The organism is Herbidospora mongoliensis (genome assembly GCF_001570545.1).
Taxonomy (GTDB): Bacteria; Actinomycetota; Actinomycetes; order Streptosporangiales; family Streptosporangiaceae; genus Herbidospora; species Herbidospora mongoliensis.
On record NZ_BBXD01000023.1, the window covers coordinates 145397 to 170386 of the forward strand.

At 67.2% G+C, this 24990-nt stretch carries 30 protein-coding genes and 1 tRNA gene; 21 read left to right on the plus strand and 10 right to left on the minus strand.

The annotated features are described in order from the left end of the window. Positions 1-215 precede the first annotated feature (215 nt). Genes AW272_RS34060 through AW272_RS34070 form a run of 3 tightly spaced genes read left to right on the plus strand, consistent with a single transcriptional unit; the run spans position 216 to position 1272 of the window. Positions 216-494, plus strand: coding sequence for a cytochrome P450 (locus AW272_RS34060; RefSeq protein WP_066373866.1), 279 nt, complete (start codon positions 216-218; stop codon positions 492-494). Then, a complete protein-coding gene (locus AW272_RS34065) occupies positions 491-1084 on the plus strand; it encodes a TetR/AcrR family transcriptional regulator (protein WP_066373867.1) in 594 nt (197 codons plus the stop codon). The genes AW272_RS34060 and AW272_RS34065 overlap by 4 nt, the downstream gene beginning before the upstream one ends. Further along, positions 1081-1272 (plus strand): ferredoxin, encoded by a 192-nt coding sequence (locus tag AW272_RS34070; protein WP_066373868.1) that lies wholly within the window; start codon positions 1081-1083, stop codon positions 1270-1272. Before AW272_RS34065 ends, AW272_RS34070 begins: the two co-directional genes overlap by 4 nt. Here the strand turns inward: AW272_RS34070 and AW272_RS34075 are convergent. After that, the gene (locus AW272_RS34075) at positions 1269-3035 is read right to left on the minus strand and encodes a bifunctional metallophosphatase/5'-nucleotidase (protein ID WP_066373869.1); all 1767 of its coding nucleotides are present in this window, start codon (positions 3033-3035) and stop codon (positions 1269-1271) included. The two genes, AW272_RS34070 and AW272_RS34075, sit on opposite strands and share 4 nt — an antisense overlap. Before the next feature lie 165 nt (positions 3036-3200). Between AW272_RS34075 and AW272_RS34080 the strand changes: the two genes are divergently transcribed. From AW272_RS34080 to AW272_RS34090, 3 genes are all read left to right on the plus strand, one after another. After that, on the plus strand, positions 3201-4010 hold the full coding sequence (locus AW272_RS34080) for a hypothetical protein (protein WP_157519013.1): 810 nt from the start codon (positions 3201-3203) through the stop codon (positions 4008-4010). Between the two features lie 13 nt (positions 4011-4023). Then, positions 4024-4905 (plus strand): DUF3037 domain-containing protein, encoded by an 882-nt coding sequence (locus AW272_RS34085; protein ID WP_066373872.1) that lies wholly within the window; start codon positions 4024-4026, stop codon positions 4903-4905. Between the two features lie 149 nt (positions 4906-5054). Further along, a complete protein-coding gene (locus AW272_RS34090) occupies positions 5055-5492 on the plus strand; it encodes a VOC family protein (protein ID WP_245657870.1) in 438 nt (145 codons plus the stop codon). Here AW272_RS34090 and AW272_RS34095 read toward each other — a convergent pair. Then, positions 5489-6091 carry a TetR/AcrR family transcriptional regulator gene (locus tag AW272_RS34095; protein ID WP_066373874.1) on the minus strand — a complete coding sequence of 201 codons (603 nt, stop codon included), beginning with the start codon at positions 6089-6091 and terminating at the stop codon, positions 5489-5491. The two genes, AW272_RS34090 and AW272_RS34095, sit on opposite strands and share 4 nt — an antisense overlap. 109 nt (positions 6092-6200) lie before the next feature. Between AW272_RS34095 and AW272_RS34100 the strand changes: the two genes are divergently transcribed. From AW272_RS34100 to AW272_RS34115, 4 genes are all read left to right on the plus strand, one after another. Continuing rightward, complete coding sequence (locus AW272_RS34100) at positions 6201-7016, plus strand: SDR family NAD(P)-dependent oxidoreductase (RefSeq protein WP_083958996.1); 816 nt, start codon at positions 6201-6203, stop codon at positions 7014-7016. A 65-nt stretch (positions 7017-7081) separates the two neighbouring features. Continuing rightward, positions 7082-7273, plus strand: a complete 192-nt coding sequence (locus AW272_RS34105) for a hypothetical protein (protein WP_066373876.1) — start codon at positions 7082-7084, stop codon at positions 7271-7273. Between the two features lie 3 nt (positions 7274-7276). Then, positions 7277-8374 (plus strand): sensor histidine kinase, encoded by a 1098-nt coding sequence (locus AW272_RS34110; RefSeq protein WP_083958997.1) that lies wholly within the window; start codon positions 7277-7279, stop codon positions 8372-8374. Continuing rightward, positions 8371-9009 (plus strand): response regulator, encoded by a 639-nt coding sequence (locus AW272_RS34115; protein ID WP_245657871.1) that lies wholly within the window; start codon positions 8371-8373, stop codon positions 9007-9009. The genes AW272_RS34110 and AW272_RS34115 overlap by 4 nt, the downstream gene beginning before the upstream one ends. Before the next feature lie 68 nt (positions 9010-9077). Here AW272_RS34115 and AW272_RS34120 read toward each other — a convergent pair whose 3' ends face one another. Continuing rightward, positions 9078-9641: a hypothetical protein gene (locus tag AW272_RS34120; protein WP_066373878.1), complete on the minus strand. Its 564-nt coding sequence runs from the start codon at positions 9639-9641 to the stop codon at positions 9078-9080. 169 nt (positions 9642-9810) lie between these two features. Between AW272_RS34120 and AW272_RS34125 the strand changes: the two genes are divergently transcribed. Continuing rightward, a complete protein-coding gene (locus AW272_RS34125; protein ID WP_218011155.1) occupies positions 9811-10419 on the plus strand; it encodes a TetR/AcrR family transcriptional regulator in 609 nt (202 codons plus the stop codon). Positions 10420-10527: 108 nt separating this feature from the next. Further along, positions 10528-10788 (plus strand): hypothetical protein, encoded by a 261-nt coding sequence (locus AW272_RS43635; RefSeq protein ID WP_066373882.1) that lies wholly within the window; start codon positions 10528-10530, stop codon positions 10786-10788. Between the two features lie 370 nt (positions 10789-11158). Here AW272_RS43635 and AW272_RS34135 read toward each other — a convergent pair whose 3' ends face one another. Continuing rightward, complete coding sequence (locus AW272_RS34135) at positions 11159-11452, minus strand: hypothetical protein (protein ID WP_066373884.1); 294 nt, start codon at positions 11450-11452, stop codon at positions 11159-11161. Between the two features lie 346 nt (positions 11453-11798). Here AW272_RS34135 and AW272_RS34140 point away from each other — a divergent pair, with 346 nt between their 5' ends. The 4 genes from AW272_RS34140 (at position 11799) to AW272_RS34155 (ending at position 15454) form a co-directional block, all read left to right on the plus strand. After that, a complete protein-coding gene (locus AW272_RS34140) occupies positions 11799-12695 on the plus strand; it encodes a hypothetical protein (RefSeq protein ID WP_066373885.1) in 897 nt (298 codons plus the stop codon). Between the two features lie 8 nt (positions 12696-12703). Then, on the plus strand, positions 12704-13714 hold the full coding sequence (locus tag AW272_RS34145; RefSeq protein WP_157519017.1) for a hypothetical protein: 1011 nt from the start codon (positions 12704-12706) through the stop codon (positions 13712-13714). 193 nt (positions 13715-13907) lie between these two features. Next, positions 13908-14414: a hypothetical protein gene (locus AW272_RS34150; RefSeq protein WP_066373887.1), complete on the plus strand. Its 507-nt coding sequence runs from the start codon at positions 13908-13910 to the stop codon at positions 14412-14414. Between the two features lie 362 nt (positions 14415-14776). After that, positions 14777-15454 (plus strand): carboxypeptidase-like regulatory domain-containing protein, encoded by a 678-nt coding sequence (locus tag AW272_RS34155; RefSeq protein ID WP_169807679.1) that lies wholly within the window; start codon positions 14777-14779, stop codon positions 15452-15454. A gap of 307 nt (positions 15455-15761) precedes the next feature. On the opposite strand, the gene AW272_RS34160 is transcribed toward AW272_RS34155, so the two are convergent. After that, a tRNA-Arg gene (locus AW272_RS34160) sits at positions 15762-15837 on the minus strand. Positions 15838-16637: 800 nt separating this feature from the next. On the opposite strand from AW272_RS34160, the gene AW272_RS34165 reads away from it, so the two are divergent. Then, entirely contained in the window at positions 16638-17615 is a 978-nt protein-coding gene (locus AW272_RS34165) for a D-alanyl-D-alanine carboxypeptidase family protein (protein ID WP_245657872.1), read from the plus strand. A 158-nt stretch (positions 17616-17773) separates the two neighbouring features. On the opposite strand, the gene AW272_RS34170 is transcribed toward AW272_RS34165, so the two are convergent. From AW272_RS34170 to AW272_RS34190, 5 genes are all read right to left on the minus strand, one after another. After that, positions 17774-18364, minus strand: coding sequence for an SAF domain-containing protein (locus AW272_RS34170; RefSeq protein WP_066373892.1), 591 nt, complete (start codon positions 18362-18364; stop codon positions 17774-17776). A gap of 146 nt (positions 18365-18510) precedes the next feature. Further along, a complete protein-coding gene (locus AW272_RS34175; protein ID WP_066373894.1) occupies positions 18511-19317 on the minus strand; it encodes an S-methyl-5'-thioadenosine phosphorylase in 807 nt (268 codons plus the stop codon). 78 nt (positions 19318-19395) lie between these two features. Then, positions 19396-19698 (minus strand): FmdB family zinc ribbon protein, encoded by a 303-nt coding sequence (locus tag AW272_RS34180; protein ID WP_066373896.1) that lies wholly within the window; start codon positions 19696-19698, stop codon positions 19396-19398. Positions 19699-19786: 88 nt separating this feature from the next. Then, the gene (locus AW272_RS34185; RefSeq protein WP_369408796.1) at positions 19787-21295 is read right to left on the minus strand and encodes a potassium/proton antiporter; all 1509 of its coding nucleotides are present in this window, start codon (positions 21293-21295) and stop codon (positions 19787-19789) included. Positions 21296-21315: 20 nt separating this feature from the next. Further along, positions 21316-21900, minus strand: coding sequence for a 5-formyltetrahydrofolate cyclo-ligase (locus AW272_RS34190; protein WP_066374051.1), 585 nt, complete (start codon positions 21898-21900; stop codon positions 21316-21318). A 24-nt stretch (positions 21901-21924) separates the two neighbouring features. On the opposite strand from AW272_RS34190, the gene galU reads away from it, so the two are divergent. From galU to AW272_RS34210, 4 genes are read left to right on the plus strand one after another with little or no spacing between them, the layout of a single operon-like run. Then, positions 21925-22833: a UTP--glucose-1-phosphate uridylyltransferase GalU gene (galU, locus tag AW272_RS34195; protein WP_066373898.1), complete on the plus strand. Its 909-nt coding sequence runs from the start codon at positions 21925-21927 to the stop codon at positions 22831-22833. A 4-nt stretch (positions 22834-22837) separates the two neighbouring features. Continuing rightward, positions 22838-24022 carry a molybdotransferase-like divisome protein Glp gene (gene glp, locus AW272_RS34200; protein WP_066374049.1) on the plus strand — a complete coding sequence of 395 codons (1185 nt, stop codon included), beginning with the start codon at positions 22838-22840 and terminating at the stop codon, positions 24020-24022. Beyond that, positions 24019-24486, plus strand: coding sequence for a cyclic pyranopterin monophosphate synthase MoaC (moaC, locus tag AW272_RS34205; RefSeq protein ID WP_066373900.1), 468 nt, complete (start codon positions 24019-24021; stop codon positions 24484-24486). The genes glp and moaC overlap by 4 nt, the downstream gene beginning before the upstream one ends. Continuing rightward, positions 24483-24959, plus strand: a complete 477-nt coding sequence (locus AW272_RS34210) for a MogA/MoaB family molybdenum cofactor biosynthesis protein (RefSeq protein WP_066373902.1) — start codon at positions 24483-24485, stop codon at positions 24957-24959. The genes moaC and AW272_RS34210 overlap by 4 nt, the downstream gene beginning before the upstream one ends. Positions 24960-24990: the final 31 nt, after the last annotated feature.

The window sequence follows — 24990 nt, forward strand, 5'->3', positions numbered from 1 at the left end:
AGAAAGTTTCCTAACAAATGACCACGTCTGTCAATGATTCTGTAAATTGCGCGTTATGCATCAATGCATACTGTGCAACTTTGCCGGGTAGAGCAGAGCCCATGACCTCCGTAAAACAGTCCCCGACCGCGCTGCGCGGGCTGCCGCCCTGGCGTTGAACTCCGAGGCTCCCCCCGACGATCGGGCGCGGTCAGGGGCTGGAGCTCTACACCACGGTGATCATCGCCACCCCGGAGACCAACCGCGACCCCGGGCACTGGGACGACCCCGACCGCCTCGACCTCAGCCGCCCCCGCGTCTCCCACCTGGCCTTCGGCCACGGCGTCCACCAGTGCCTGGGCCAGCAACTCGCCCGGGTGGAGATGAAGGTCGGCCTGGGGGAGCTGATCGCCCGTCTGCCGAACCTGCGCCTGGCCGTGCCGGCCGATCAGGTGCCGCTCCGCGACGAGATGCTCATCTTCGGCGTCCACTCGCTGCCGGTGACCTGGTCATGACGGTCGTCGGCCGGCGGGAGCGCAAGAAACTCGCCACCCGGACGGCCCTGCGGGAGGCCGCCCTTCACCTGGCCCTGCGGCACGGCGTGGAGCACGTGACCGTGGACCAGATCGCCGCCGAGGCCGACATCGCCGTACGCACCTTCTTCAACTACTTCTCCAGCAAGGAAGAGGCGATGGTCGCCGGCCTGGCGGCCGAGGCCGACGCCCTGATCACCGAATTCCGGGCCCGCCCGCGCGCCGAACCGGTGCTGCGCGCCCTGCGCGAGGCGGTCGTCACGGTCATGGCCGCCGGCGACCTCCCCGAGCAGATCGACGCCCTGCGGCTCGTCGTCCGGGCCCCATCGCTGGTCCCCCAGCGGCTGGCCGTGTACGCCGCCCGCGAGAAGGCCCTGGCCGAGGCGATCGCCGACCGTCTCGGCCTGGAGGACAGCCTGTATCCCGCACTGTGCGCGGCGACGGCGCTGACGGCGATGCGGCTGGTCCTGGAGCGGTGGCTCGACCACCCGGCGTCCATGACCGTGCTGCGGGAACAGATCGACGAGGCGATCGGCCACCTGGCCGCCGGGATGGAAAGGACACCGCAGTGATCGTCAGCGTGGACAGGGACAGATGCTGTTCGTCGGGCCAGTGCGCCATGATCGCCCCCGAGGTCTTCGACCAGAACGACGACGACGGCACCGTGCTCCTCCTCCAGCCGGAACCGGGGGAGGCTCTGCACGATGCCGTCGAGGACGCCGCCGATCACTGCCCGTGCGCGGCGATCAGCCTGTCCTAGAAGACCGGCACGCCCGCGCGCACGAGCTTCCAGTTGACGTCGGCGAACGTCGCCGGGTCGATCGTGCCCGAGGCGGTCGCGGCGTCGATCAGCGCCTGGCGGATCTCCACCTGCCCGTTGTAGAGCACGGGAGCCGTCGTGACGTGCGGGAACCCGCCGCCGCCCGACTGGCGGTAGTTGTTGATGGCCACCACGAACTGCTGGTCGGCGGCGACCGGGCTGCCGTTGTAGCTCAGCCCGACGATGCGCGACCCGACCGGCTGCGAGATGTCGACGTCGTAGTCCACGCCCGAGAGCTGGTCGTAGTTGTAGTCGGGCGTGCCGCCCGCGTTGGTGAGGGTCGCGAGGTTGATCGGCGCGCCGGGGGCGACCTGGGCGAAGTACTTGGCGGAGTACTCCAGGAAGTCCTTGACCTGGGCCCCGGTCAGCTTGATGCCGAGCAGGGTGTTGTCATAGACGTACAGACCGGCCATGTCACGCACGCTCACCGGCCCGGCCGGGAAGACCGCGCTCCGGCTGAACGGCGCCACGATCGACAGCACGGGAAGCGCGGCGTCCGGCGTCCCCGCGATGGCCGCGGTGACGACGTCGGTCTGCACCTTCTGGATGTAGTCGAGAATCGGGGTGTCCTTGTACGGGGACTCCACCGCCGCCAGCTGCTCCTTCGACTGCGCCACGACCTGGTTGACATAGCCGACCGTGGTGTCGTGCTGCTCCTTCATCAGCTCGACGATCTTCGGGTCCTCGGCGACGGTGTTGGCGTTCAGCGTGGTCGACGCCTTCGCGGTGACCTCCCACCCTCTCCGAATCTTGGTCAGGGTGAAGTCGACGACCGACAGACGCTGCCCCCAGCGCCCCGGCTCGGTCAGCAGCACCTGCTTGCCGGTGGCGATGTTGGTCACGAACCGCTGCGGTACGTCGTTGTGCGCGTGCCCGAAGAGCACGGCGTCGATGCCCGGCACCTGCTGGGCGACCAGGGCGGAGGCGTTCTCGACCGGAAGCTCCGTGCCGTAGGACGACAGCCCGTTGTCACCGGCGTGCGCCGTGACGAGCACGACGTCGGCCCCCTTGTTGCGCATGATCGGCACATACTTCCTGGCCGTCTCGACCAGGTCGAGGAACTTCAGTTGGCCCTCGACGTTGGCCTTGTCCCAGATGGCGCTACCCGGGTTGGTCAGACCGAGCACACCGACCTTGATCGGGCTCGCCTGGCCCCGGACCTTCATCGTCTTGATGATGTAGGGCTCGTAGGCGGGCTTGCCGTTCTTCGCCGACACGGCGTTGGCCGCCAGCACCGGCGCCTTCATCTGCTTGACCCATTCGGCCAGCAGGGGGATGCCGTAGTTGAACTCGTGGTTCCCCAGGGTCACGGCGTCGTAGCCGATGGCGTTCATGGCCTTGGCGATGGGGTGGGTCTCACGGGTCTCGGTGATGGGCTCCACCTTGGCGTAGTAGTAGGCCAGCGGCGTGCCCTGGATCGTGTCACCGGAGTCGAAGAGCAGGGTCCGGTCCTCGCCGCGATCCTGGCGGATCTGGTTGACCAGCGTGGAGATCTTGGCCAGGCCGACGTCGTTGTGGGCGCTGTCGTCGTACTCGGCGTTCTTGAAATAGTCCCAGTTGAGGGCGTTTCCGTGGATGTCGGAACTGGCCATGATCGTGACCTTGACCTCATCACCATTGTCGGCGTTCGCCGGGACGGCGGGTGCTAGGGCAACGGCGGCGAGGGTGACGGCGGCGAAGGCCCGGGCTGTTAAGGACGGCATGGTTGGTGACGCTAGTGAAGCCGCATCAACAAGCGGTCACGGATTTCTTAACCGGACATCCAGCTCTGAATCCGACAAGAGGAATGACTGTCAAGATCTACTTCTGTAGCGATCCGCGCACTCTTCGTACATGCCCGTAAAAGCTGCATTACTCTGCTGCGGTCAATGGGACGCGAAAGGCAGGACGCGGTGGTCGATCAGGGGGACTGGGCCGGCCTTGTTCGAGGTCGGCACGACGATTTCGAGGCCCTCTCGGTCAAAGCCGTTGTCGGTTCGGGCGGAGCGTCTTTCGCCAGCCCGTTCGAGGTGATCGCCTCGGACAACCATCGATACTTCGTCGAAGCTCTCAGCGGCTGCCCTTCACACGCGCGGGCCACTCTCGCGATCGAATACGTCGTCTCAGAGGTAGGCCGGCTGATCCACGCCCCGGTCTGCGACACCAGCCTGATCAGGATCCCGGAGGATCTCGCCGGATGGCCGATGGCCCACGGCAAGCTTCAGCCTGGCATCGCGCACGCGAGTGTGGCCCTCGGCCACGCGATCGAGTGCCGGCCGCACCTGTCGGACCGGCTCAGCGACGACAACCCCCGTCGTCACGCGGGTGTCTACGCCTTGTACGACTGGTGCTTCGGCGACGACCCGCAGTGGCTTCACGATCTCAACGACGATCGCAGTTGCTACAGCCACGACCACGGCCTTTACTTGCCGCCCAACGATGGAACGATCCGAAGCCGCTACCTGGCCGACGCCGTGAACGAGCCGAACCCGCTCGCCGATCCTCCTGACGGGCTGGATCCGGAAGCGGTCGAAAGGGTAGCAACGGCATTAGGGGCAATAAGTCGCGATGCTCTCGTCACGGTCGTGCGTGGCGTGCCAGCATCGTGGCCAGTGGCCGACAACGATTTGGAGACACTCGGCTGGTTCCTCGAACATAGGGCGCCGGCCGTCGCTGCTCGCATCCGCACGCTGATCTAAGGAGGTGGGTCCAATGAGTCGCTATGTCTACTCGATTGTCCGCTGTCTCCCCGATCCGCGGACCGGTGAGTTCGTCAACGTAGGGGCCATCGCCGGTGATCCCGTGACCGGAGACTGGTCCTACCGTCAGCTGAGCAATCTGGAACGGGCTCGGAAGTTCGCCGGGCGCCCGGCGGTCGAAGTGGTTCTCGGCTCCTTGCTGGACCTCGATGAGCAGATCGACCGTCACAAGGAGGCTCTGCGCCAAGATCGTGGTCAACTGATCCCCGACAACTGGCTGGACCGGCTCCACCACGACCACCGCAACGTCGTGCAGTTCAGCGCCCCGGCCCCGATTCTGGCCGACAGCGCGGAAGACGCACTGGCCGTCATCTTCGAACACATGCTGATCGATCCTGTCGCAACCGCCCGGCAGCACTCGGTAACCCGATATGACCTGCAACGCACTATGCGACAGGCCTTCCAGCGCGCGGAGATCCCCGAAGATTTCGTCCGGCCCCGTGTCCAGATCTACGTGGGGGAGAAGCTGCACTCGCCGGTCGACTTCGCCATCGCCAACGGGCGGGTGGTCCAGCTCAGCCAGGCCTGGTCCTTCCGCCTTGCCCAGGTCGACGAAGTGCCGTTGAGAATCAAGGCCTGGGGGTACGCGCTGCAGCGGCTTCGCAGCGGGGACACGGCGAGAGTGATCGACTCAGCTGGGCGCGTCAGCGAGATAGACCAGCACGTCGATCTGCAGGTCATGATCGCCCCGCCGGAGACGAGTGAGCAGGTGGCCGCCTTCGAGGAGGCGCAGCAGGTGTTCAGAGACGTCGACGCGGAAGTGCATCTTCCAGCCGAGGTGGACGAGCTGGGCCTCAAGGCCGCCGAACTGGCCCGCAGGCTGCATCCCTTCTAGCCTGCGAAGAGGACCGCGTTCGCATTGCGCGTGTCACGGCCGGCTCGCACTCAAGCCTTTCAAGAGGAACTCTTGGTGGACTTCCGGCAGTAGGCATGGCGAGGGTGGAGGAGAGGTGACCGACACCGAAAGGGACCGTCCCGATGGACATGAAACTCGAAGTCATGGTCCTGCCCGTCTCCGATGTGGACAGGGCGAAGGACTTCTACACGAACCTGGGCTGGCGGGAAGACGCCGACCTCACCACCGGAGACGACTTCCGGGTGGTTCAGCTGACCCCGCCGGGGTCGCCCTGCTCGGTCATCTTCGGCACCGGCGTCACTTCCACGCCGCCGGGCTCCGCGAAGGGCCTGCATCTGGTCGTGGACGACATCGACGCCGCCTGCGCCGAACTGGCCGACCACGGAGTGCGGATGAGTCAGGTGTTCCACGACTCGGGCGGTCTGTTCCACCACGCCGACAGCAAGGCACGGGTCTCCGGCCCCGCTCCCGACCACGAGAGCTACGGCTCGTTCGCGTCGTTCGACGACCCCGACGGCAACGGCTGGTTCCTCCAGGAGATCACCCACCGCCTGCCCGGCCGCTAGCCCCGCGCGGGACCCATGGCCCGGAGGAGGGCTTCGACAAGGCTGTCGGCATAGTCCGAGGTCAGCGGGCCGGAGCGGAGTAGCCATCGCTGGTAGAGAGGCGCGTACAACAACTCCAGTGCGAGGTCGAGGTCGGCGTCGGCGGCGAACTGCCCGGCCTGCTGGGCGCTGCGCAGCCGGGCCTTCTTCGCCTCTTCGAGCGGGCCCGCCAGCTTCTCGCGATATTGGGCGGCCAGCTCGGGGTCGTCGATGATCTCCATGTTGAGCGCGCGGATCGGCCCCTCGAACGCGGGGTCGGCGAACTCTGCCGCCGTCGCCCGCATCACCACTTTGAGATCGGCTTCCAGGTCACCGGTGTCGGGCAGCGTCATGTCCTGCTCCGGCCCGGACTCGCTGAGCGCCAGGAAGGCGTCGAAGATCACCGCGCCCTTGGAGGGCCACCAGCGGTAGATGGTCTGTTTGCCCACGCCGGCCCGGGCCGCGATGGCCTCGATGGTCAGCTTGGCGTACCCCACCTCGGAGACCAGTTCGCGGGCCGCGGTGAGGATGGCCTGCCGGGAGCGCTCACTGCGGCGGGCGGGGTTGGGCTGCTTCGCCATACCGTGACCTTACTACGTTCTGAGACGAGACGTTGCGTCTTGACACTTTCGCGAGCCGAGACGTACCGTCTTGTCTTGTTGTCAGGAACCGACAGAAGGAGGGAAGCCAGTGAGCCGAGTGTGGTTCATCACCGGCGCGTCGCGAGGTCTGGGCCGGGCGTTCACGGAAGCGGCCCTGCAAGCGGGGGACCGGGTCGTCGGTGCCGCGCGGAACGTCGAACCGCTCGACGACCTCGCCCGGAAACACCCCGCCCATCTGGTACGGCTACCGCTCGACGTCGCCGACCGCGCCGCCGTGTTCGAGGCCGTCGACCAGGCGGCGGCGGCCTTCGGCCAGCTAGACATCGTGGTCAACAACGCCGGAGGCCTGCTGCTCGGCATGGTAGAGGAGGCCACGGAAGACCAGATCAGGGCGCATTTCGACGTCAACCTCTTCGGCGCGACCTGGGTCACCCAGGCCGTGCTCCCGCACCTGCGGGCGCAGGGCTCCGGCCACATCCTGCAGATCACCACGATGGGCACCGGTGGGGGATTCCCGATGGTCGGTCTGTACGCGGCCGGCAAGTCGGCCCTCGATTCGATCTCCGAGGCCGTCGCGATGGAGACGGAGCAGTTCGGGATCAAACTCACGATCGTCCAGATGGGCGGCTACGACACCGGCCTGTTCACCACGGGCACCACGACGACGCCCCCCGCCCCCCACTACAAGGAACTGCGCGACAAGCTGATCGAGATGTGGGGCGACGAGGCAGGCGAGCCCCCGGCCGTCGCCGCCCCTGTGATCATGAAACTGGTCGACCTACCCAACCCACCCCGACGCCTCATCGTCGGCAGCGCCTCCTACGACATCGTCCACCAGGACCTCCAGGCCCGCACGGCGGAGTACCGCGCCTGGGAACACCTCAGCCGCCAGGCCGCCGGCTGACTCCACCCCGGGCTCCACCCTTCGGAGGTGCCGCTCCACCCCGTCCCGTTCCTACCGTCTCGTCCATGGAAAAACGCAACGGCCGGTCGGGCCTCTGGCTCGATCTCCTGCACCGGCTTCTGGACGCCAACGGGGGAAAGTTGAACGGCAAGCTCCTGCTCGCGATCGTCGTCGTCGCGGTGCTCGTCATCGTCGGCTTCGTCGTCTTCCGGATTATCTTGGTCGACATGATTCTGACCCTGAAGGACTCCCGCTAGGCCATGCGCGAGGTGCGAGCCCGGGTCGTCCGGCTGCTGGCGGCCGACGACCCGGAAACCGGTCGTCTGGTCAGGCTGTTGATGACGCTCGTCCTGGCCTGGTCGCTCGCCACCACGTCACAGGCCCCGGCCCTGGTGTGGACGGCGCTCGCGGTGTCCATGGGCTGCTGGCTGGCCTTCGTCCTGCTCGACCGTCGCGCCCCGAGAACGGCCGCGGCGCTGCTGGCGGGCGGCTCGGCCCTGGCCGCGTCGGTGTCGGGGTCGGAGCAGGCGGCTGCCACGGTCTTCCTGTTCGCGGCGTTGCTCCTGTTCGCCGCCCATGTCACGCCCACCATGACCGCCATCGTCGCGGTCACCGTCTTCGACCTCGCCCTCACCGCCGCCAGCATGATCTGGTGGGATCGGCCGCGCGAGGCGATCGTCGTCCGGGGCGCGGTGATCCTGTGCACCGTCCTGTTCGCGTTGCACCGCCGCCACTACCGCCGCGCCCAGCAGGACCGGGCCAGAGCCATGGCCCTGGACGAACGCGCCCGGATCGCCAGGGAACTCCACGACGTCCTGGCCCATTCTCTGGGCGCACTCGGCGTCCAGCTGGAGGTGGCGGAGGCCCTGCTCACCGAACGCGGCGACGTCGACGGAGCAGTGATTCGCATCCGCAGGTCAAGGGCGCTCGCGAGGGAAGGACTCATCGAGGCCCGCTCGGCGGTGGCCGCCCTCCGCGAGGACATCCCGCCGCTGCCCGACGCCCTGGGCCTGCTCGTCGCCGAACACCGCAGAGACCACGACGTGCCCGCCGAGCTGCGCACGACCGGCGCGCGCCGCCCTATCAGCCCGGCCGCCGAGGTCTGCCTGCTCAGAACAGCCCGTGAGGCCCTCACCAACGCCGCGAAACACGCCTCGAACCAGCCGGTCACGGTCGAACTCGGCTATGGCGACGGCGTGGTGCGCTTGGTGGTGCGCAACCCTTACCTGGAGGGCGTCCCCATCTCGTACGGGCATGGATTGCAGGGGATGGCGGAACGCCTGGCCCTGGCGGGCGGCACCCTGCGCGCCGGGCCGGAAGAAGATATGTGGGAGGTCAGGGCGGAGGTGCCGGAGTGAGGGTCGTGGTCGTGGACGACCAGCAGCTCATGCGCGAGGGCCTGGTAGCGCTGCTCGACCTGGTCGACGACGTCGAGGTCACGGGCGCCGCCGCCAACGGCGAGGAGGCGATGAGCCTGGTCGCCGAGCTGCGTCCCGACGTCGTGCTCATGGACCTGCGCATGCCCGTCATGGACGGCGTCGAGGCCACCCGCCGCATCGTCCGCCAGTATCCGGAGGTGGCCGTCGTCGTGCTCACCACCTACGACGACGATCAGTCCGTCGACGCCGCGCTGCTGGCCGGTGCGCGTGGCTACCTCACTAAGGACGCCGGGCGAGCCGAGATCGCCGCCGCCCTCCGTTCCGCCGCCGCGGGCCAGTCGACCTTTACGGCGTCGGTGTCCCGCCGTCTGGTCGACGCGTTGTCCCGCGCCGTTCCGCCGCCGGTCACGACCTTCCCGGATGGGCTGACCGCCCGGGAGGTCGAGGTGCTGCGGCTCATCGCCGGTGGCCTCAGCAACAACGAGATCGGCGCGACCTTGTTCATCGCGGAGACGACCGTGAAAACGCACATCAACAACGCCTTCGCCAAGATCGGCGTCCGTAACCGCACGGAGGCCGCCGGATACGCGCACGACAACCTGGGCCCACGATGAGCATCGCGTTCGCTCGGAACACTGACCGTCCAGGTCAACGAGCAGACGCCCGGCAAGGCTGACCATCGTCAGATGCGTGGCCTCGCGGCGCGGCCGAGACGGAAGGCCGAGATGAGGAAGAAGATGCCGCCTGGGATGGCGTAGCCGGCCGCGTTGGTCAGCGTGGGGTTGGCTGCGGAGGCGCCGAGAATGAACGACGCACCGGCGAGCACGGAGATGCCGCCGCTGATGATCATCGGCCATTGGCCACCCATTTTGCGACGGGTGACTCCCACGAGGAGCTGGACCGCTCCGGCTACGACCGCCCAAGCGCCCCACACCCGCAGCACCGCCGGGATACCGGACGCGCACGCGACGGCCACGCCGACGGCGGTGATCAGGCTGACCGCGATGTTGACGTAGAGCAGGGTCGGTGACCCGGTGGCACGCGACGCGCGGGCGTCGATGATGGCGGCGGCGACGTCGAACAGGGGGTAGAGCACGAGCAGTGTGACTGCGAGAGGTCCCAGCGTCGAGGCGGTCGTGAACATCGCGAGGGCCCAGACGATGGCGAACCCGAACCGGACGAAGTACAGGCGCCGGAGTGTGGACGCGGTAGCGGAGATACCAGGCGAAGCAGCGATGGTGCTCATGATGGTCCTTTCGGTGGATGAGTGACGAGGAGAGCGCGGACCTGCGTGATTGCGTACACGAGCCACTGGATCGACTCCCAGCAAGACAGAACGTTCTATCGCGGCCTAGCATCGCAATCCAGGTCGTTGACTGTCAAGACCGAACGTTCTACCTACTAGAATGAGCGGCATGCGGAGCCCATCCGAAAGCCGGCCATCCGAAGCGCGATCCCGGCTGCTCGCCACAGCCATCCGGCTCTTCTACACGGAGGGCATCCACGCGGTCGGCATCGATCGCATCGTCGCGGAAGCCCAGGTGACGCGGGCCACCCTCTACCGGCACTTCCCCGGCAAGGAAGACCTTGTCCTCGCCTACCTGAACGAGGTCGACCGGGCCATGCGAAGCCAGGCGGATGAGGCCGTCGCCGCTGGACTCCCGACCGCCGACTCCATCCGAGCCCTCAGCGGGTCCATCGCCCAGGGCATCCAGTCTTCGGGCTTCCGGGGATGCGCTTTCCTCAACGCCGCCGCGGAGTATCCCGACCCCGAGTCTCCGGTACACAAGGCCGTACTCGCTCACCGGCAATGGTTCCTGGAAACCGCCACGGAACTTCTGGCCAAGCTCCGGGAGACGGGCGCCGAACCCGCCGCCCGCCACTTCGTGATGATGCGCGACGGCGCCATGGCCGCCGGGTGTCTGTTCGACCCGGCGCTGATCAGCGAGACGTTCCTGCTCGGAGTCGAGGGGCTCTTGCAGGTACATGCCGCCGAGGAGCTCGGCAACGCTCCTGCACGTTGACGGCTCTGTCGCCTAGATGTGCTTGGTGAGGCGTTCGGCCTTGCCGTTGGTTCAGGGGCAGTGCGGGCGGATGAACCGCAGACCGCAAGCCTGCCGGCGTCCTACAGCATGGTCGCTGTCACCACGAGCCCTGGCGATGTCGCCAACGGCATCGCGGAGCAGGTCTTCATCAGCGTGCACCGACTTGTCCACGCGGTCACCGCGTATCAGCTCACCTATGAACGGCACGAGCTATTGGTGGCCGGGCTCCTCGACGACCTGAACAAGCCGGACCACCAGCACCCGGGCATCGGCCGCCGACAGCAGCAGCGGCGGCTCATCCACCGGCCCCGCCGTCGGGTGGGATCTCGGCGGGCGGCTCTCCGCTGATCGCCCGTTTTATCTGCCGGGTCAGCTCACCCAGTTGAGCATCGTCGAGCCCCTTCACATGAGTCACGGTGACGTCCACCTGGCTGGTTGTCTTGGTGTTCCTGATCTTGATCTTCACGTTGCCCTGCCGGTAGCGCAGCCAGGCGAGGATCCCACTGGTGCCGCCACCACGACCTCCGGCGACTCCGCGACGATCCGCACCAGATCGGCGACGGGCTCTCCACCAGTTCCACCCAGGCCCGCAGCTCGTGATCCTCGTTCAGCCAGGCGTGCAGATCACGCAGGTCGGCCGACAGGTCCGTCTCGATGGTCGCGACAACACTCACGTGTATGACATCTGACGCCGCCCCTCATTCGTCACACCCGAGGATCAGAAGTTCGCACCTCCGGCTCTCCCATCCGGAGCCGTGATGTGGACGATCTTGCATCCCGCCGCCTCGGTCCCAGCCGATCCGCCGGAGAACCAGGCGATCAGCGCGGCACCCGACGCGACGATCACCATGAGACGGGCGGTGGCGGGCCAGCTCCTGAGGGCGTCCCGCACCGTCCGTCCGGCCTCGCGAAACGCTGTCGACGCCGCATCCTCCGCCGGGTCGCCGGGTTCCTGCGGCGATTCCTCGCGCGGCTCTGCCCGCGAGCTCAGAGATGCCTCGTCGTCAGCCATTTTTGAACCCTTCATTTATTGGTGATATCTGCTGGCCATTTCGGGATATTCCACAGAACGGCGGAAAGCGCCCTCTGTGCTGGGCGCCCGGCGCGATGATCATCGGTGCCGAATCGGGACTCCTCGCGGACGGGGTGTGACCCGAGGGCACGTTGATCTTCATCTTGGGTCTGCCGGTTCGTATGTCTTCCTCGGCGCCAACCCAACGCGGATAGAGCCACAAATTTCACGAAGAATCTTGAAAAGTCCGTGTTGGGTTTTCGGCTCTGCTGACATATGACGGGTCGTTCGTTGCCGACTCCTCCTCCGCTGTTTCCCGGGGGCCCAAGCGAAGGGAATCCCCGGAATGACGCGGGCGCAGCCCGAACGGCTCGCCGGACACCTACAACCCGTACCGGCGCCACCTGACCGAACGCCCGGCCAGCCGACCGAGGAGCAGGTCTGGTCATGGGATCACTCCCAGCTCGCGGAGCTGGAGCAGGATCTGCACGCCCAGGCCCTGGCACACATCCGCCCCACCTTCGACGACCTCCCCGAAACCCGCGTCGGCGACCACTCCGACGACCGTCGGCGCCTGCTCGCCGACGACGCGCACGTCATCGAGCAGATCGCCGCCGACGACTTCACCGGGCACCTGTACGACGCGCTGATCATCGGGCTGGTCGAATACGGTGACGCGGTGATCAGCGCGTGGCTGTACGACAGCTCGATCTATGCGCGCTGCGCATCGCGTGGGAGGGGGGTGACCTGTGAGAACTACCATCGTGAACTGCTCTTCAGAGAGCGGGACGAACGCCGGCAGGTCGCACTGGAGACGGTGGCCGAAGCGTTACACCTGTTCGAGCAGGACGCGTTGCGGGGCGGAAGATGGAACCCGGACCACGGCGCCTCGCTGGCGACCTACTTCGTCGGCGCCTGTCTGCTGGCCTTCCCCAACGTCTTCCGCCGATGGCGCAAGGAGCAGCCCGTGCCGCCGCAGCCCGCTCTCGCGGCGATCGGGGAGGACACGCTGGCGCTGCTGGTCGATCCGCTCGCCGATCCTGCTCGTTCGGTCATGGCGCGGATGCATCTGAAACAGGTGCTGAGGAGCCTGAAGCCGGCCGATCAGGAATTGGTGCGGATGCTGCTGGGCGACGCCTCACAGCAGGAAATGGCGGCGAAGCTGGACATAACCGTGGAAGCGGTACAGATGCGGTTGAACCGATTGCGTCATCGGCTGCGGCTGAACGAACAGGAGGAGTGATGGCCCAGATGAGACTCGACCCAGCGACGTTCGCCGAGGCCCTGCGCCGCTACGCCGACGTCCAGTACCACCGGTTCGGCATCGCCGGCACCGGCCGGGATCAGGTGTACGTGCCGAGGCTCGCCGAGGCGCTGATCTGGCAGGACCTGACCGTCAACCGAGGCCAGTGCATGCTGGCCATGCTGAGCTCCAGCACGGACGTGACCGACTTCACCCGCAAACTCACGACGTGCACTCACCTGGCCGACTACGAGCGGCCGGTGGTCGAGCAGGTGGCGCACGTCACCTGGGCGTTACTGCTGATCAGCAGGTCGTCGATGGAGAGCGAACCGGTGGGCAGGATCCGCCGCACCACGCCGCCGGATCGAGTCGCCAAGATCCTCAAGCGCCGCGATCAACTGCAGGCCCGGGGACGCCTACGGGACCGGCCGGACGCCGGTGGGCCGACGGCGCCCCAGCAGGTGCCCACACAGAGGTCGATCGCCATACAGTCATGGCCCGATATGGCCGCCACCGCGTTCCTGACCTGGGTCGATACCACCAGCGGTCGGCACCACGCCTGCGCCGCCGACCCTTCCCCCGCGAGGAGGGAGGAAGCCGCCCTGACATTCCTGCTGGTACGGGCCGCCTGCCAGCACACCGACCGACTGGCGGCACAGGAACTGGACCAGATCCTGAACCACCATGTCGACGTGGTCGACGATCCTGGCGATTCGACGGGAGCCGCGGACGAGCAGTCGGTGTCGGTCCGCTGGATCACCGTCCAACTGGCGCTGACCCGTGACACCGGCACGGGCGGCGATCATCCGGAGATCGAGGACGGACCCATCATCCGCCCTTTCATGATGGAGTACCTGACCACTGGCCGGGCACCACAGACGACCGTGGATCCCCAGGGTCGTGGCGGCAACCCTGATGATCCGATCTGGGAGGACGACGAGCTCCTGGTCCGCCCCTTCCTGGACCGCGCGATCCCCCAACAGTCCGGTCCACTGGCCGATCACGGTCAACACCCGTGACCAACCTGTGAGAAGTGCCGAGCCGGCGCCCGAGCGGGCATATCCGTGCAAATGGGACAGATGCAGGCCTACCGCGTGGCGGCTCGCCCGCGTCGACGACGCGATGGCGGGTGCCCGGGATGACCTGCGTCGAGAAAGTCCATATGAGGCCGTGGCGCCGGCAGGAGGTCTGCTCTGTCCCGAAGCGAAAGCCGTGATCGCTACGATCTACCGCGTGCTGCCCCGGATCTTTCGCCCATGGTCCCTGATGGCGCTGGCAGCCGCAGTGGTGCCGATCGGTCTGCTGGCGCAAAGTGAGGGAGTCGGGTCCGTCCCGCCGATGCCCATCGGGATGATCGGCACCCTCTTCCCGGGCAGCGGCCATCGTGGCCTGCTCTATCCGGTGGACGTCTTCGTCATCGGCGTCATGCCGCTCCTGGTAGCGGTGGCCTTGCTGGCGAAGTCGCGGATCCCGGGGACGGTCGTCGGGACAGTCTGTGGGCTGCTGGGGCTGGCCCACCTCGTGGAGGTCTCGGACGCGCTGCCGTCAACACTGGAGATGATCGGTCTCCCCGTGGACGACACCGCGGGCAGCCAGCCGGACTTCTACCTCGGCACCCGCCCGGATGGCGCGTACTGGGCCTTGGCAGTCCTCGCCTACGGGCTCATCGTGCTCGCCCTCCGCCGGAACACGCAACGGAAGGCGGTCAGCACGCAGTAGTCTCGTCGCGGCTACCCGCCCGGCACCGCGCAGGAAGCCCTCGACTAAGGCCCGGCCCACCCCCGACGAATCAACGCGCGCGACCACTAGTCATTCGGGGCATGACTGGGGGAACGCAGCCAAGATCGTTGCCGTCCCGCGCGACCCCGTGCGATGCGTCGGAGGTCGTGCGACATCACGAGCAGGCCCGTTACCTCGCTTCACTCCGTTACCAAGTCCCTCGCAAGTTAGTGACCTTAACGTGGTGCGACATGGGAAAACGGCTGATGATCTGCGTCCTTTTGATGGCCCTCACAGGGTGCGGGACGGCGGAGATCACCAACGAAAGTCAGGTGAACGGCGCGGTGAGCCAGGAGGAATCCGTGGACGGCGGGACAATCGAACCCGGCGTGCTGCGGGGGCGGGTGGTCGACGCGGCGGGCAAGCCGATCAAGGGGGCTGAGATCGTCGCCGACAATCAGTTGCTCTACAACAGCAACGCGGTCGTAAGGACCGACGGCGACGGCTTCTACCGAGTCGACACGAACGTCGCGACGACCTTTCACGCGACGGCGACCGTGACCAGCGAGTACAACGGCCAGGAATACACCTTGAGCCTGGCGCCCGACGACGACGGCCCCTTCGCCGGGCCGAGCGGCGCCATCAGGAACTTCACCTGGAAACTCACAGGGAAGCAGGCCGACGGTCTCGGCTTCTACGGGGGAAAGGTGCTCTTCTACCTCGACAGCACCGACCCGCTCAACCCAGACGCCTTCCTGGAAGACGAGAAGGTGCGGCTCACTCTCACTCCGGACGGTCCCTTGATCGACGGTTCCGAAGGGCCTCCGATCGTCGGGATGGCGACGAGGAACGGAGACGGCTCCGGCCTGGAGGACGTGCCCATCAGCCGTTACCGGATCACCGCCGACTACGAGGGCCGCCCTCTCTCCGTGAAGCTCCGCAAGGGCGGCGACTACGTGGAAGAGGTCGTCGCCGACTTCGCCCCCATCATGACCGGCATCTACTGGATCGAGTTAGAGCTCGCACTCCCACGGGGGTGACTCTGCAGGCGTGATCGCTCCCGTCGCGCACGCTCGTGCGGTCAGCCCGCCACCAAGCTCATACCGACCCGGGCAGGGTCAGGCAGACGGCTCCACAGCGTCGAGGTTCTGCTCCGCATCTAAGCCAAGTGCGTCACTGGACAAGACGTTGTCGCACGTCAGTGCATCGAAGCGGCCCTCTCCGCCGGCTGATCCCGTGGGTAAGAACTGGGTAAGGACACCCACAAACGATCAGCTTTAACCGCACACCACCGAACACAAGAAAGAGCCCTCAACCCGCATCCGTGCAGGTCAGGGCTCTTTTTATTGGTGCCCCCGATAGGATTCGAACCTACGACACCAGGTTTAGGAAACCTGTGCTCTATCCCCTGAGCTACGGGAGCCGACCCCCCCAGCCTAGCGAAACCAAGCGCCCCCGCGCGCCACCCACCCCACCTCAAGGTCATCACGCCCAAAGGTAAAGCTCCCGGCAACCCCCACCCCCCAAGCTCCCGCAAGATGATGGGCTCGGACCCGTGAACCGAGGACGCCGACCCGGGAGCCGCGCACTCCGCCCCATGGTCCTGCTGGCCGCCCTGCTAGCCCCAGCCGTACTGGCCTTAGGCTTACTCGTCGCCGAACTGACCCAATTCGGCGTCCCGCCATACCTGCGAGCGAAGCCCGCGGAGCCCCCGACGTTCATGGCTCCCACCCCGCTCCCGCGCCCCCTCACCCCGGATCGCCTGTACGAAGGCCGCGTCCCCGCCCCCAAGCAAAAACGCCCAAGGCGCCCAAAGCCCCCCGTCCAGGCCGCAGCGCCCCCGAGGAGCGAGGTCAAGCACCCCCCGAGCGCCGGCACCCCCCAACCGCAGCCAAGGCACCAGCCCCCCGCAGAGGTAAGGGCCGCCTGCCCCGACGAATGGACCGACACCTGGCTCTGGGAACTCTGCCAGGAGGAAGCTCGCAAGCCGGCCTGAAAACGTCAGCCCAACCAGCAAGAACGGTCCACAAAGCCCATTCGGCATAAGACACGCCAATCGGTATGTAACGGCTCCAACGACTCGGGCACGACCACGCATCCTGCTGTAGTAACGTGCCTCCCTGACCGAGGTCACGAATTCGCAAACGGAGGAGTCGAAGCGTGCCTACTCCTCGATCAGCGGGACTGGTCGCGGCCGTCATGCTGGTGTTTTCCCTGGTACCGGTGGGGATTGCCCAGGCGGCGCCGAAGAAGGAGCCCGCCACGCTGACCGAGCTGCGCCGGGACGCCGAAGAGGCGGCCAAGGGGATCGAGTCGGCCACCAAGGCGCTCGTGGCGCGGCAGAAGGAGTTCGACTCCTCCAACAAGCAGCTTGAGGCCAAGCTCACCGAGCTGCGCACGGCCGACGAGAAGCTCGCGCGTATCCGCCAGCCGCTGTCGGACCTCATCGAGGTCATGTACCAGAACCCGACCAGCAAGAACATGGGTTCTCTCATGACCAGCACGAACGGTGAGGTCTCGCTGCGGGCTCTGAGCGACGTCAACCAGCTGATCGCGGGGCGCAACATCGTGGTCGCGGACGCCACCCGCCTGTTCCAGGACCGCGAAAGCCTGGCCGCCGAGGCGCAGGAACTGCGGGCCACCAAGCTCCTCCAGGAAGCCCAGCTCACGTTCGAGATCGACACGCTTCGGAAGCAGTCGCAGAAGACCGTCAAATCCCTCACGTCCGCGTTGGCGAAGCTTGGCGTGAAACGCGGCGGCGGCGCGTGTGACCCGACGAGGGTCGTGCTCGCCGAGGAGTATGCCAACGGGCTGCTTCCCACGAACGTGCTCTGCCCGCTGCCCTTCAAGGGCGAGGAACTCCGCGCCGACGCCGCGATCGCCTTCGCCGACCTCAACCTGGCGTACAAGCGACGCTTCGGCGAGCCCCTCTGTGTCGTCGACAGCTACCGCAGCCTCCGCGACCAGCAGATCGTCTACTACCAGCGCCCCGGCCTGGCCGCCATCCCCGGACGCAGCAACCACGGACTCGGCCTCGCGATCGACTTCTGCGGCGCGATCCGCGTGTACAAATCCACCGAATTCGTCTGGCTCGAACAGAACGGCAAGCAGTTCGGCTGGATCCACCCCGACTGGGCCTACGTGAGCCCCTTCGAACCCTGGCACTGGGAATACGACCCGAAGGTCGGATCCCTCCTCTAGCGGGTCATTTAAAAGCTCTTCTCCCGTTACGGCTCCCGCCTGGCCGGCCCCGACCACCGCCCCGGCCCGCCCCGTATCCGGCGCCGACCACCCGCTCCCGCCCCACCCCGCAACGACAGCAAGCCCGGCGATACGACCCACCGGGGAGCAGCTTTCCCTCAACGTGGATGGATGGCGAACGACAGCCGCGCGCTCGCCTGCGCCCGTGCCAGTGACGTGGCCTGACCGGTCGTCGTGGCGAGCACGAGCAGCCCGCCCTCCTCCGACTGCGCCTTCGTCAGCACGGTCACCCGCTGCGCCGCGGTCTCCGCATGGGTCTCATAAGCGGCCAGCACGTCGATCACATCCCCGGACGTCACCAGCCCGGCCGCATCGGCGTCCTCGATCCGTACCGGAGTGGCGACCAATCCCGGCGCGTTCCCGGCGAGCAACCCACCACCCAGCAGCCGGGCATCGGTCAGCACCTCTCCCCGCCGTGCCGGCGCGGTCAGCACCTTCCCCGCCACGGCGGAACCGGCGACCAGATACCCATCAGGCAGCGCCGACGACGGCAGCCGAACAGTCACGAGATCACTCGCCGCCAGCCGTCCACCGGAAAGATCACGGGCCGCGACCAGAACGGCCACACCCGACGGAGCCCGTACGGACACCAGGGTTCCGGCCAACGCCAGCCCGAGCAGGACAGCGGAGATCAGCCGACGGCGTCTGGCGAGCACACGAGCCCACCGCGCCGGCACCGCGACACGCATCAGAAGACTCCAAGACGAAAGGGCTCGCGACCAGACGGCGTGTTCACGCAGACATCGGTCGTCATTCCCCCAGCGGATGACGCAGGTCAGTCTGTCCGTCCTACGGCGCCGCCTTCTCACCCAACGGCGCCGTGCGACGAAATCACTTAAGGCAGTTCGAACGGCAATTTGATCCCGTCAAGCGCGTTCCCGCACGCGCACGACCGTTCATCCGGCAGTTCCCGCACCACCTGGCCCACCAAGGACCGCATCCGTTCGACGTTGGCCGCGAAGAACGCCATCACCTCTTCATGGGTGACCCCTTCGCCGGCCTCGACCCCGGCGTCGTGATCGGTCACGAGAGACATCGACGTGTAGCAGAGCGCCAACTCCCGAGCCAGCACCGATTCCGGAAACCCCGTCATCCCGACGATCGAGCACCCCATGCTGGCGAACCAGCGGGACTCCGCCCGGGTCGAGAACCGCGGGCCCTCGATCACCACCAGGGTGCCGCCGTCGGAGACCTCCCACCCGGAGGAGCGCGCCACCGACACGGCGGCGGAGCGTCCGTCGGGGCAATAGGGGTCGGCGAGCGACACGTGGACGGCGCCGCCCGCGTCGTAAAAGGTCTGGATCCGCCCCGATGTGCGGTCGATGAGCTGGTCGGGGACGACCAGCGCCCCCGGGCCCAGCTCGGCCCGCAGTGAACCGACGGCGCTGGGGGCCAGCACCTGGCGCACGCCGAGGCTGCGCAGCGCCCACAGGTTGGCCCGGTAGGGGATGCGATGCGGCGGGAAGCTGTGCCCCCGCCCGTGGCGGGGCACGAAGGCGACGTTGCGCCCGCCGATGCGCCCGACCGTCACCTTGTCGCTGGGAGGCCCGTAGGGGGTCGCGACATCGATCTCCTCGGCGTCGTCGAGCAGGGAGTAGAACCCTGAACCGCCGATGACACCGATGTCTGCACGATTGACCATGGCGCCGACCCTAGCGCCCTGCGCCCCACCCGGTGAGGCCCTATGTGGCTTCCTGTGGACAACCCGTTTCGCCGCAGGTCAGGCCGCTGGGGTGCTCGCAGATGTGGTGCTGGTGCTGCTGCTGCCGGTGGTTGAGCTCGTCTCGGCCGGCTTGCTCTCCGTCGACGGCTTGGACGGCGAAGCAGCAGGCGCGGACGACGTCGACGACCGGTTGTCGGTCCGGTAGAAACCGGAGCCCTTGAACACGATGCCCACCGCGTTGAACACCTTGCGGAGGCGGCCCGCGCATGCGGGGCACTCGGTCAGGGCGTCGTCGGTGAACTTCTGGACGACTTCGAGCTGCTCGCCACAACTGGTGCAGGCGTACTGATAGGTGGGCACGCGGTCCTCCTCAGTGACTTGGCACTCGGCCCAAGTGACTGCTAAATGATAAGGCAACTGGCAAGCGTCAACGTTGCCGTGGGGGAGTTTAGTCCCCTGTCTCCCCATACCAGCCTGCGAGTTTGCCTCTGCGACTCACTGCGCGCAGGCGTTTTTCGACGGTTCGGCGCACCGCGGCGGTGGTCACCACGAGCAGTTGGTCGTCCCGCCGGAGCCTGGTGCTGCCGTCGGGGACGAACGAACGGCCGTCCCGCACGATCATGGTGACGGCCGCGTCCGAGGGTAGCCGCAGCTCGAAGACCTCGACGCCATGGAGTTTGGATTCGGGCGGGATGCGCATCTGGAGCAGATCGGCGTCCAGTTCCTCCAGGGGGGCGGCCTCCACGTCGAGGTCGCGCGCCTCCCCGTCGGCCGACAGGCCGAGGACCCGGGCCAGGAACGGCAACGTCGGTCCCTGGATCAGGGTGAAGACCACCACGATCACGAAGACCTCGTTGAACAGCTCTTTCGCGTACGGCATCCCGGCGGCCCAGGGGATGGTCGCCAGCACGATGGGTACGGCGCCGCGCAGGCCCGCCCAGGACAGGAAAACCTGTTCTCGCCAGGTGACCAGGCCGATCCTGGTCAGGCGGACCGCCCACGACGACAGGATCACCGAGATCGGGCGGGCCAGCAGGACCAGGGCCAGGCCGGCGACCAGGCCGGGGATGATCTGGCTCGGCAGTTCCGAAGGGCTGACCAGCATGCCGAGCATGACGAACAGGCCGATCTGGGCCAGCCAGGCCGTTCCCTCGGCGAAACCTCTCGTCGCGGCTCGGTGGGGGAGGCGGCTGTTGCCGATGATCAGTGTGGCGACGTACACGGAGAGGAAGCCTGAGGCGTGGAGGCTGACCGCGCCGCTGTAGGCGATGAAGGCCACCGCGAGGACGGCGATCGGGTAGAGGCCCGAGGCGGGCAGCGCGACCCTTCTCAACGCGTATGCGGCGATAGGTCCGACGGCGCAGCCGACGGCCGCGCCCGCGGTGAGTTCCCACAGAGAGGTGCCCAGAACGTTCCACACCGTCGGCATGGGCTCGCTGACCTGGCTCAACATCACCACGATGATCACCGTGGGGGCGTCGTTGAAGCCCGACTCCGCTTCCAGGGTGCCGGCCAGGCGGGGCGGCAGCGGGAGCCGTCGCAGCACGCTGAAGACCGCGGCCGCGTCCGTCGAGGCGAGGATCGCGCCCAGGAGCATCGCCGAGCGCCAGTCGAGGCCCAGGAAGCCGAAAACGGCCAGGGCCAGCACGATGATGCTGATCGCCACGCCGAACGTCGCCAATACCAGTGCCGTCGGTACGGCCCTGCGCACGTGTTCCCAGTTGGTGGTCAGGCCGCCTTCGGCCAGGATGACCGCCAGCGCGATCAGTCCGAGCTGCTTGGCCAGCTCGGCGTCCTCGAAATGGACGCCGAGACCCGACTCGCCGAGGGCGACGCCCAGGGCCAGATAGAGCAGCAGCGACGGCAGACCGGTGCGGTGGGCGACTCTGACCGAGATCACGGCCGCCAGGACGATCACGGCGGAGAGGAGGAGCCATCCGTCGAGGTCCAGCCGCACTAGGTCCCCTTTCGTTAGATTTATGTAGATTCTTTCACAGGGACAACACGGATTCCTGATGGCAACGCCGCATACTTGACCGGCCGATCGTGAGGTTCGGCCGGGAGGCCGGGGCGCATCTCCCCCTCGTGGAGGAGGGCGACGGTCGGCACGTTCGGACCGACCCTGGCCAGGGCTCGATCGTAGGAGCCACCGCCTCGCCCAAGACGTACACCCGAATGGGGGTCTACGGCGAGCGCCGGGACGATGACCAGAGCGGCCGTGCGGATCGTGTCCACGCCGCGCCGCGTGTCGACCGGCTCCATGATCCCGTGCCTGCCCGGCGCGAGGGTGTCGGGACCGTCGTAGACGGCCCAGTCGAGGTCGTCGTCGTCGCGCAGCACCGGGAGGATCACGGTCGCGCCGTGTTTCCACAGTGCGAATACGAGGCCTTCGGTAGAAGGTTCTGTTCCGGTCGACCAATAGCAGGCCACCAACCCGGCCATTTGGACCCATGGCTGGTCAAGCAGGGTTTCTCTTATTCGGCGAGCGCTCTCACGGCGATGATCGGCGTCCATGATGGAACGTTCACACAGAATTTCACGCCTCAGCTCGAACTTGTCCAAAGGGGCCTCCACTAGCCTTCACTCATGGGTGCTGACTTCGACTCCGTCACCAAAGCCGTTGTCCCCGCCGCCGGTCTCGGGACGCGTTTCCTCCCCGCGACCAAGGCCACTCCGAAGGAGATGCTGCCGATCGTCGACAAACCGGCGATCCAGTATGTCGTTGAGGAAGCCGTGTCGGCTGGGCTGCTCGACGTGCTGATGGTCACCGGTCGCAACAAACGATCGATTGAAGACCACTTCGACGTGGCCGCAGAGTTGGAGGGTGCCCTCCGGGCGAAGGGCGACGAGAAGCGCCTGTCGCAGATTCAGGAGCCCGTCGACCTCGCGACCATGCACTACGTCCGCCAGGGCGAGCCGAAGGGCCTCGGCCACGCCGTGCTGTGCGCCAAGCAGCACGTCGGCGACGAGCCGTTCGCCTGTCTGCTGGGCGACGACATCATCGACCCGAACGAGCCGCTGCTCAAGCGCATGATCGAGATCCGCCAGCAGCGCGGCGGCAGCGTCATCGCGCTGATGGAGGTGCCGCCGGAGCAGGTCTCCCAGTACGGTTGCGCCGCCATCGAGGCGACCGACGAAGACGACGTCGTGCGGATCACCGACCTGGTGGAGAAGCCCCCGATCGAGGAGGCGCCGTCCAACTGGGCCATCATCGGGCGTTATGTGATCGACCCGGCCGTTTTCGAGGTGCTGGAGAAGACCCCGCCCGGCCGCGGCGGCGAGATCCAGCTCACCGACGCGCTGCGCACGCTCGCGGGGAGCTCGCCCGAGGAGGGCGGGCCCGTTTACGGCGTTCTGTTCCGGGGTCGCCGTTTCGACACCGGCGACAAGCTGCAGTACCTGCAGACCGTGGTGGAGTTCGCGGCGCGGCGAGAGGACCTCGCCCCCGACTTCCTGCCGTGGCTGCGAGAATTCCTGGATGAGGCACAGTCCTAGCGATCTGAAACCGGTCGATCGGCACCTCGCCGACATCTTGGCGACCGTCCGCCCCCTCGCGCCGCTTGAGCTCGATCTCGAGCGGGCGCTGGGGTCGGTGCTCGCCGAAGACGTGACCGCGCCGGTCGACCTGCCGCCTTTCGACAACTCGGCGATGGACGGCTACGCGGTCGTGGCCGCCGACCTCGCGAACGCACCGGTCACGCTGCCGGTGACCGAAGACATCGCGGCGGGAGACTCTCATCCGCGCGCCATCGGGCCCGGCCTGGTGGCGCGCATCATGACCGGCGCGCCGATGCCGGCGGGCGCCGACACGGTCGTACCGGTCGAATACACCGACGGCGGCACCGCCAGCGTGGTTATCCACAAGCCGGTCGAACGCGGCAACGCGATCCGCCGGGCCGGTGAAGATGTGCGGGTGGGAGATGTGGTCCTGCCGGTCGGCACGCGCATCGGCGCGGCCCAGATCGGCATGCTCGCGGGGGTGGGGCGGCGCCGGGTGACGGTCCGTCCGGTGCCCCGGGTCGCCGTGATCTCGACGGGCACCGAACTCGCCGAACCCGGAACCAATCTCGGGTACGGCCAGATCTGGGAGTCCAACAGCTTCATGCTCGCCGCGGCGGTCCGCGAGGCCGGCGGTGAGGCCTTCCGCGCGGGCGCGGTGACCGACGATCCCCGCGTGTTCATGGAGACCCTCGACGCGCAACTCGTCCGCGCCGACGCGGTGATCACCAGCGGCGGCGTCTCGATGGGCGCCTACGAGCCGGTGAAAGAGGGCCTGAGCCCGCTCGGCACGGTGCGCTTCGAGAAGGTCGCGATGCAGCCCGGCATGCCCCAGGGCTTCGGCGTGGTCGGCGACGACCAGATCCCGATCTTCACCTTGCCGGGCAATCCGGTCTCGTCATATGTGTCGTTTGTTTTGTTCGTACGACCGGCGCTCCGCCAGATGCAGGGACTGCCCGCCGCGCTGCCTTCTTCGGTCCGGGCGGTTTCCACCGCGGCTTTGAGATCACCTCAGGGCCGCCGTTCCTACCTGCGTGCGGTATTGACCGGCGACATGGTCACCCCCGCCCGTGGCCAGGGTTCTCATCAACTCGCGGCGTTGGCGGCGGCCAACGCGCTGATCGTGGTGCCCGAAGACGTGACCGAGGTTCCGGAGGGGACGACTGTGGAAGTGATCCGGCTGTGAATCTCACTCATCTCGACGAATCGGGCGCGGCCCGCATGGTCGACGTGTCGGAAAAATCAGTTTCTGTCCGCACGTCGACGGCCTCCGGCCGGGTCCTTCTCTCCGAAGAGGCCGTGGCGATCCTCCGTTCGGGTGACACCCCGAAGGGCGACGCCCTCGGCGTGGCCCGCATCGCCGGGATCATGGGCGCCAAGAAGACCCCCGACCTGATCCCGCTGTGCCACCCGATCGCCCTTCATGGTGTTCGCGTGGAGCTGGTGGTGGTGGACGAGGGCGTCGAGATCACCGCTTATGTGAAGACAGCCGACAAGACGGGCGTCGAGATGGAGGCCCTCACGGCCGTCACCGTCGCGGCCCTGGGCCTGATCGACATGATCAAGGCGGTCGACCCGGCTGCGGTCATCACCGACGTGCGCGTCGAGGAGAAGACCGGCGGCAAGACCGGCGACTGGCGGCGCTCATGATCCGCGCCCTGGTCATCACCGCCTCCAACCGGGCCGCCGGCGGCGTCTACGAGGACAAGTCAGGTCGTCTTCTCTACGGCCTGCTGGAGGAGTCGGGCTGCACCGTCGACGGTCCAGTGGTGGTCCGCGACGGTGAACCGGTGTATGAAGCGTTGGTGAAGGGCCTTGAGTCGGCGTACCACGTCATCGTCACCACCGGCGGGACCGGGCTGACCCCCACCGACCTGACCCCGGAGATGACGGCGCGCGTCCTCGACCGGGAGATCCCCGGCATCGCCGAGGCGATCAGGCAGGCCAACAGTGAAAAGGTGCCGACATCGGTCCTCTCGCGCGGCCTGTCCGGACAGGCGGGCAAGACGCTGATCGTCAACCTGCCCGGATCAACCGGCGGCGTACGCGACGGCATGGCCGTCCTCGGTCCCGTCCTGGGTCACGCGGTCGACCAGATCCGAGGCGGTGACCATCGCGTCTGATGGCGTGATTCGGTGAACAAGAGGGATGATT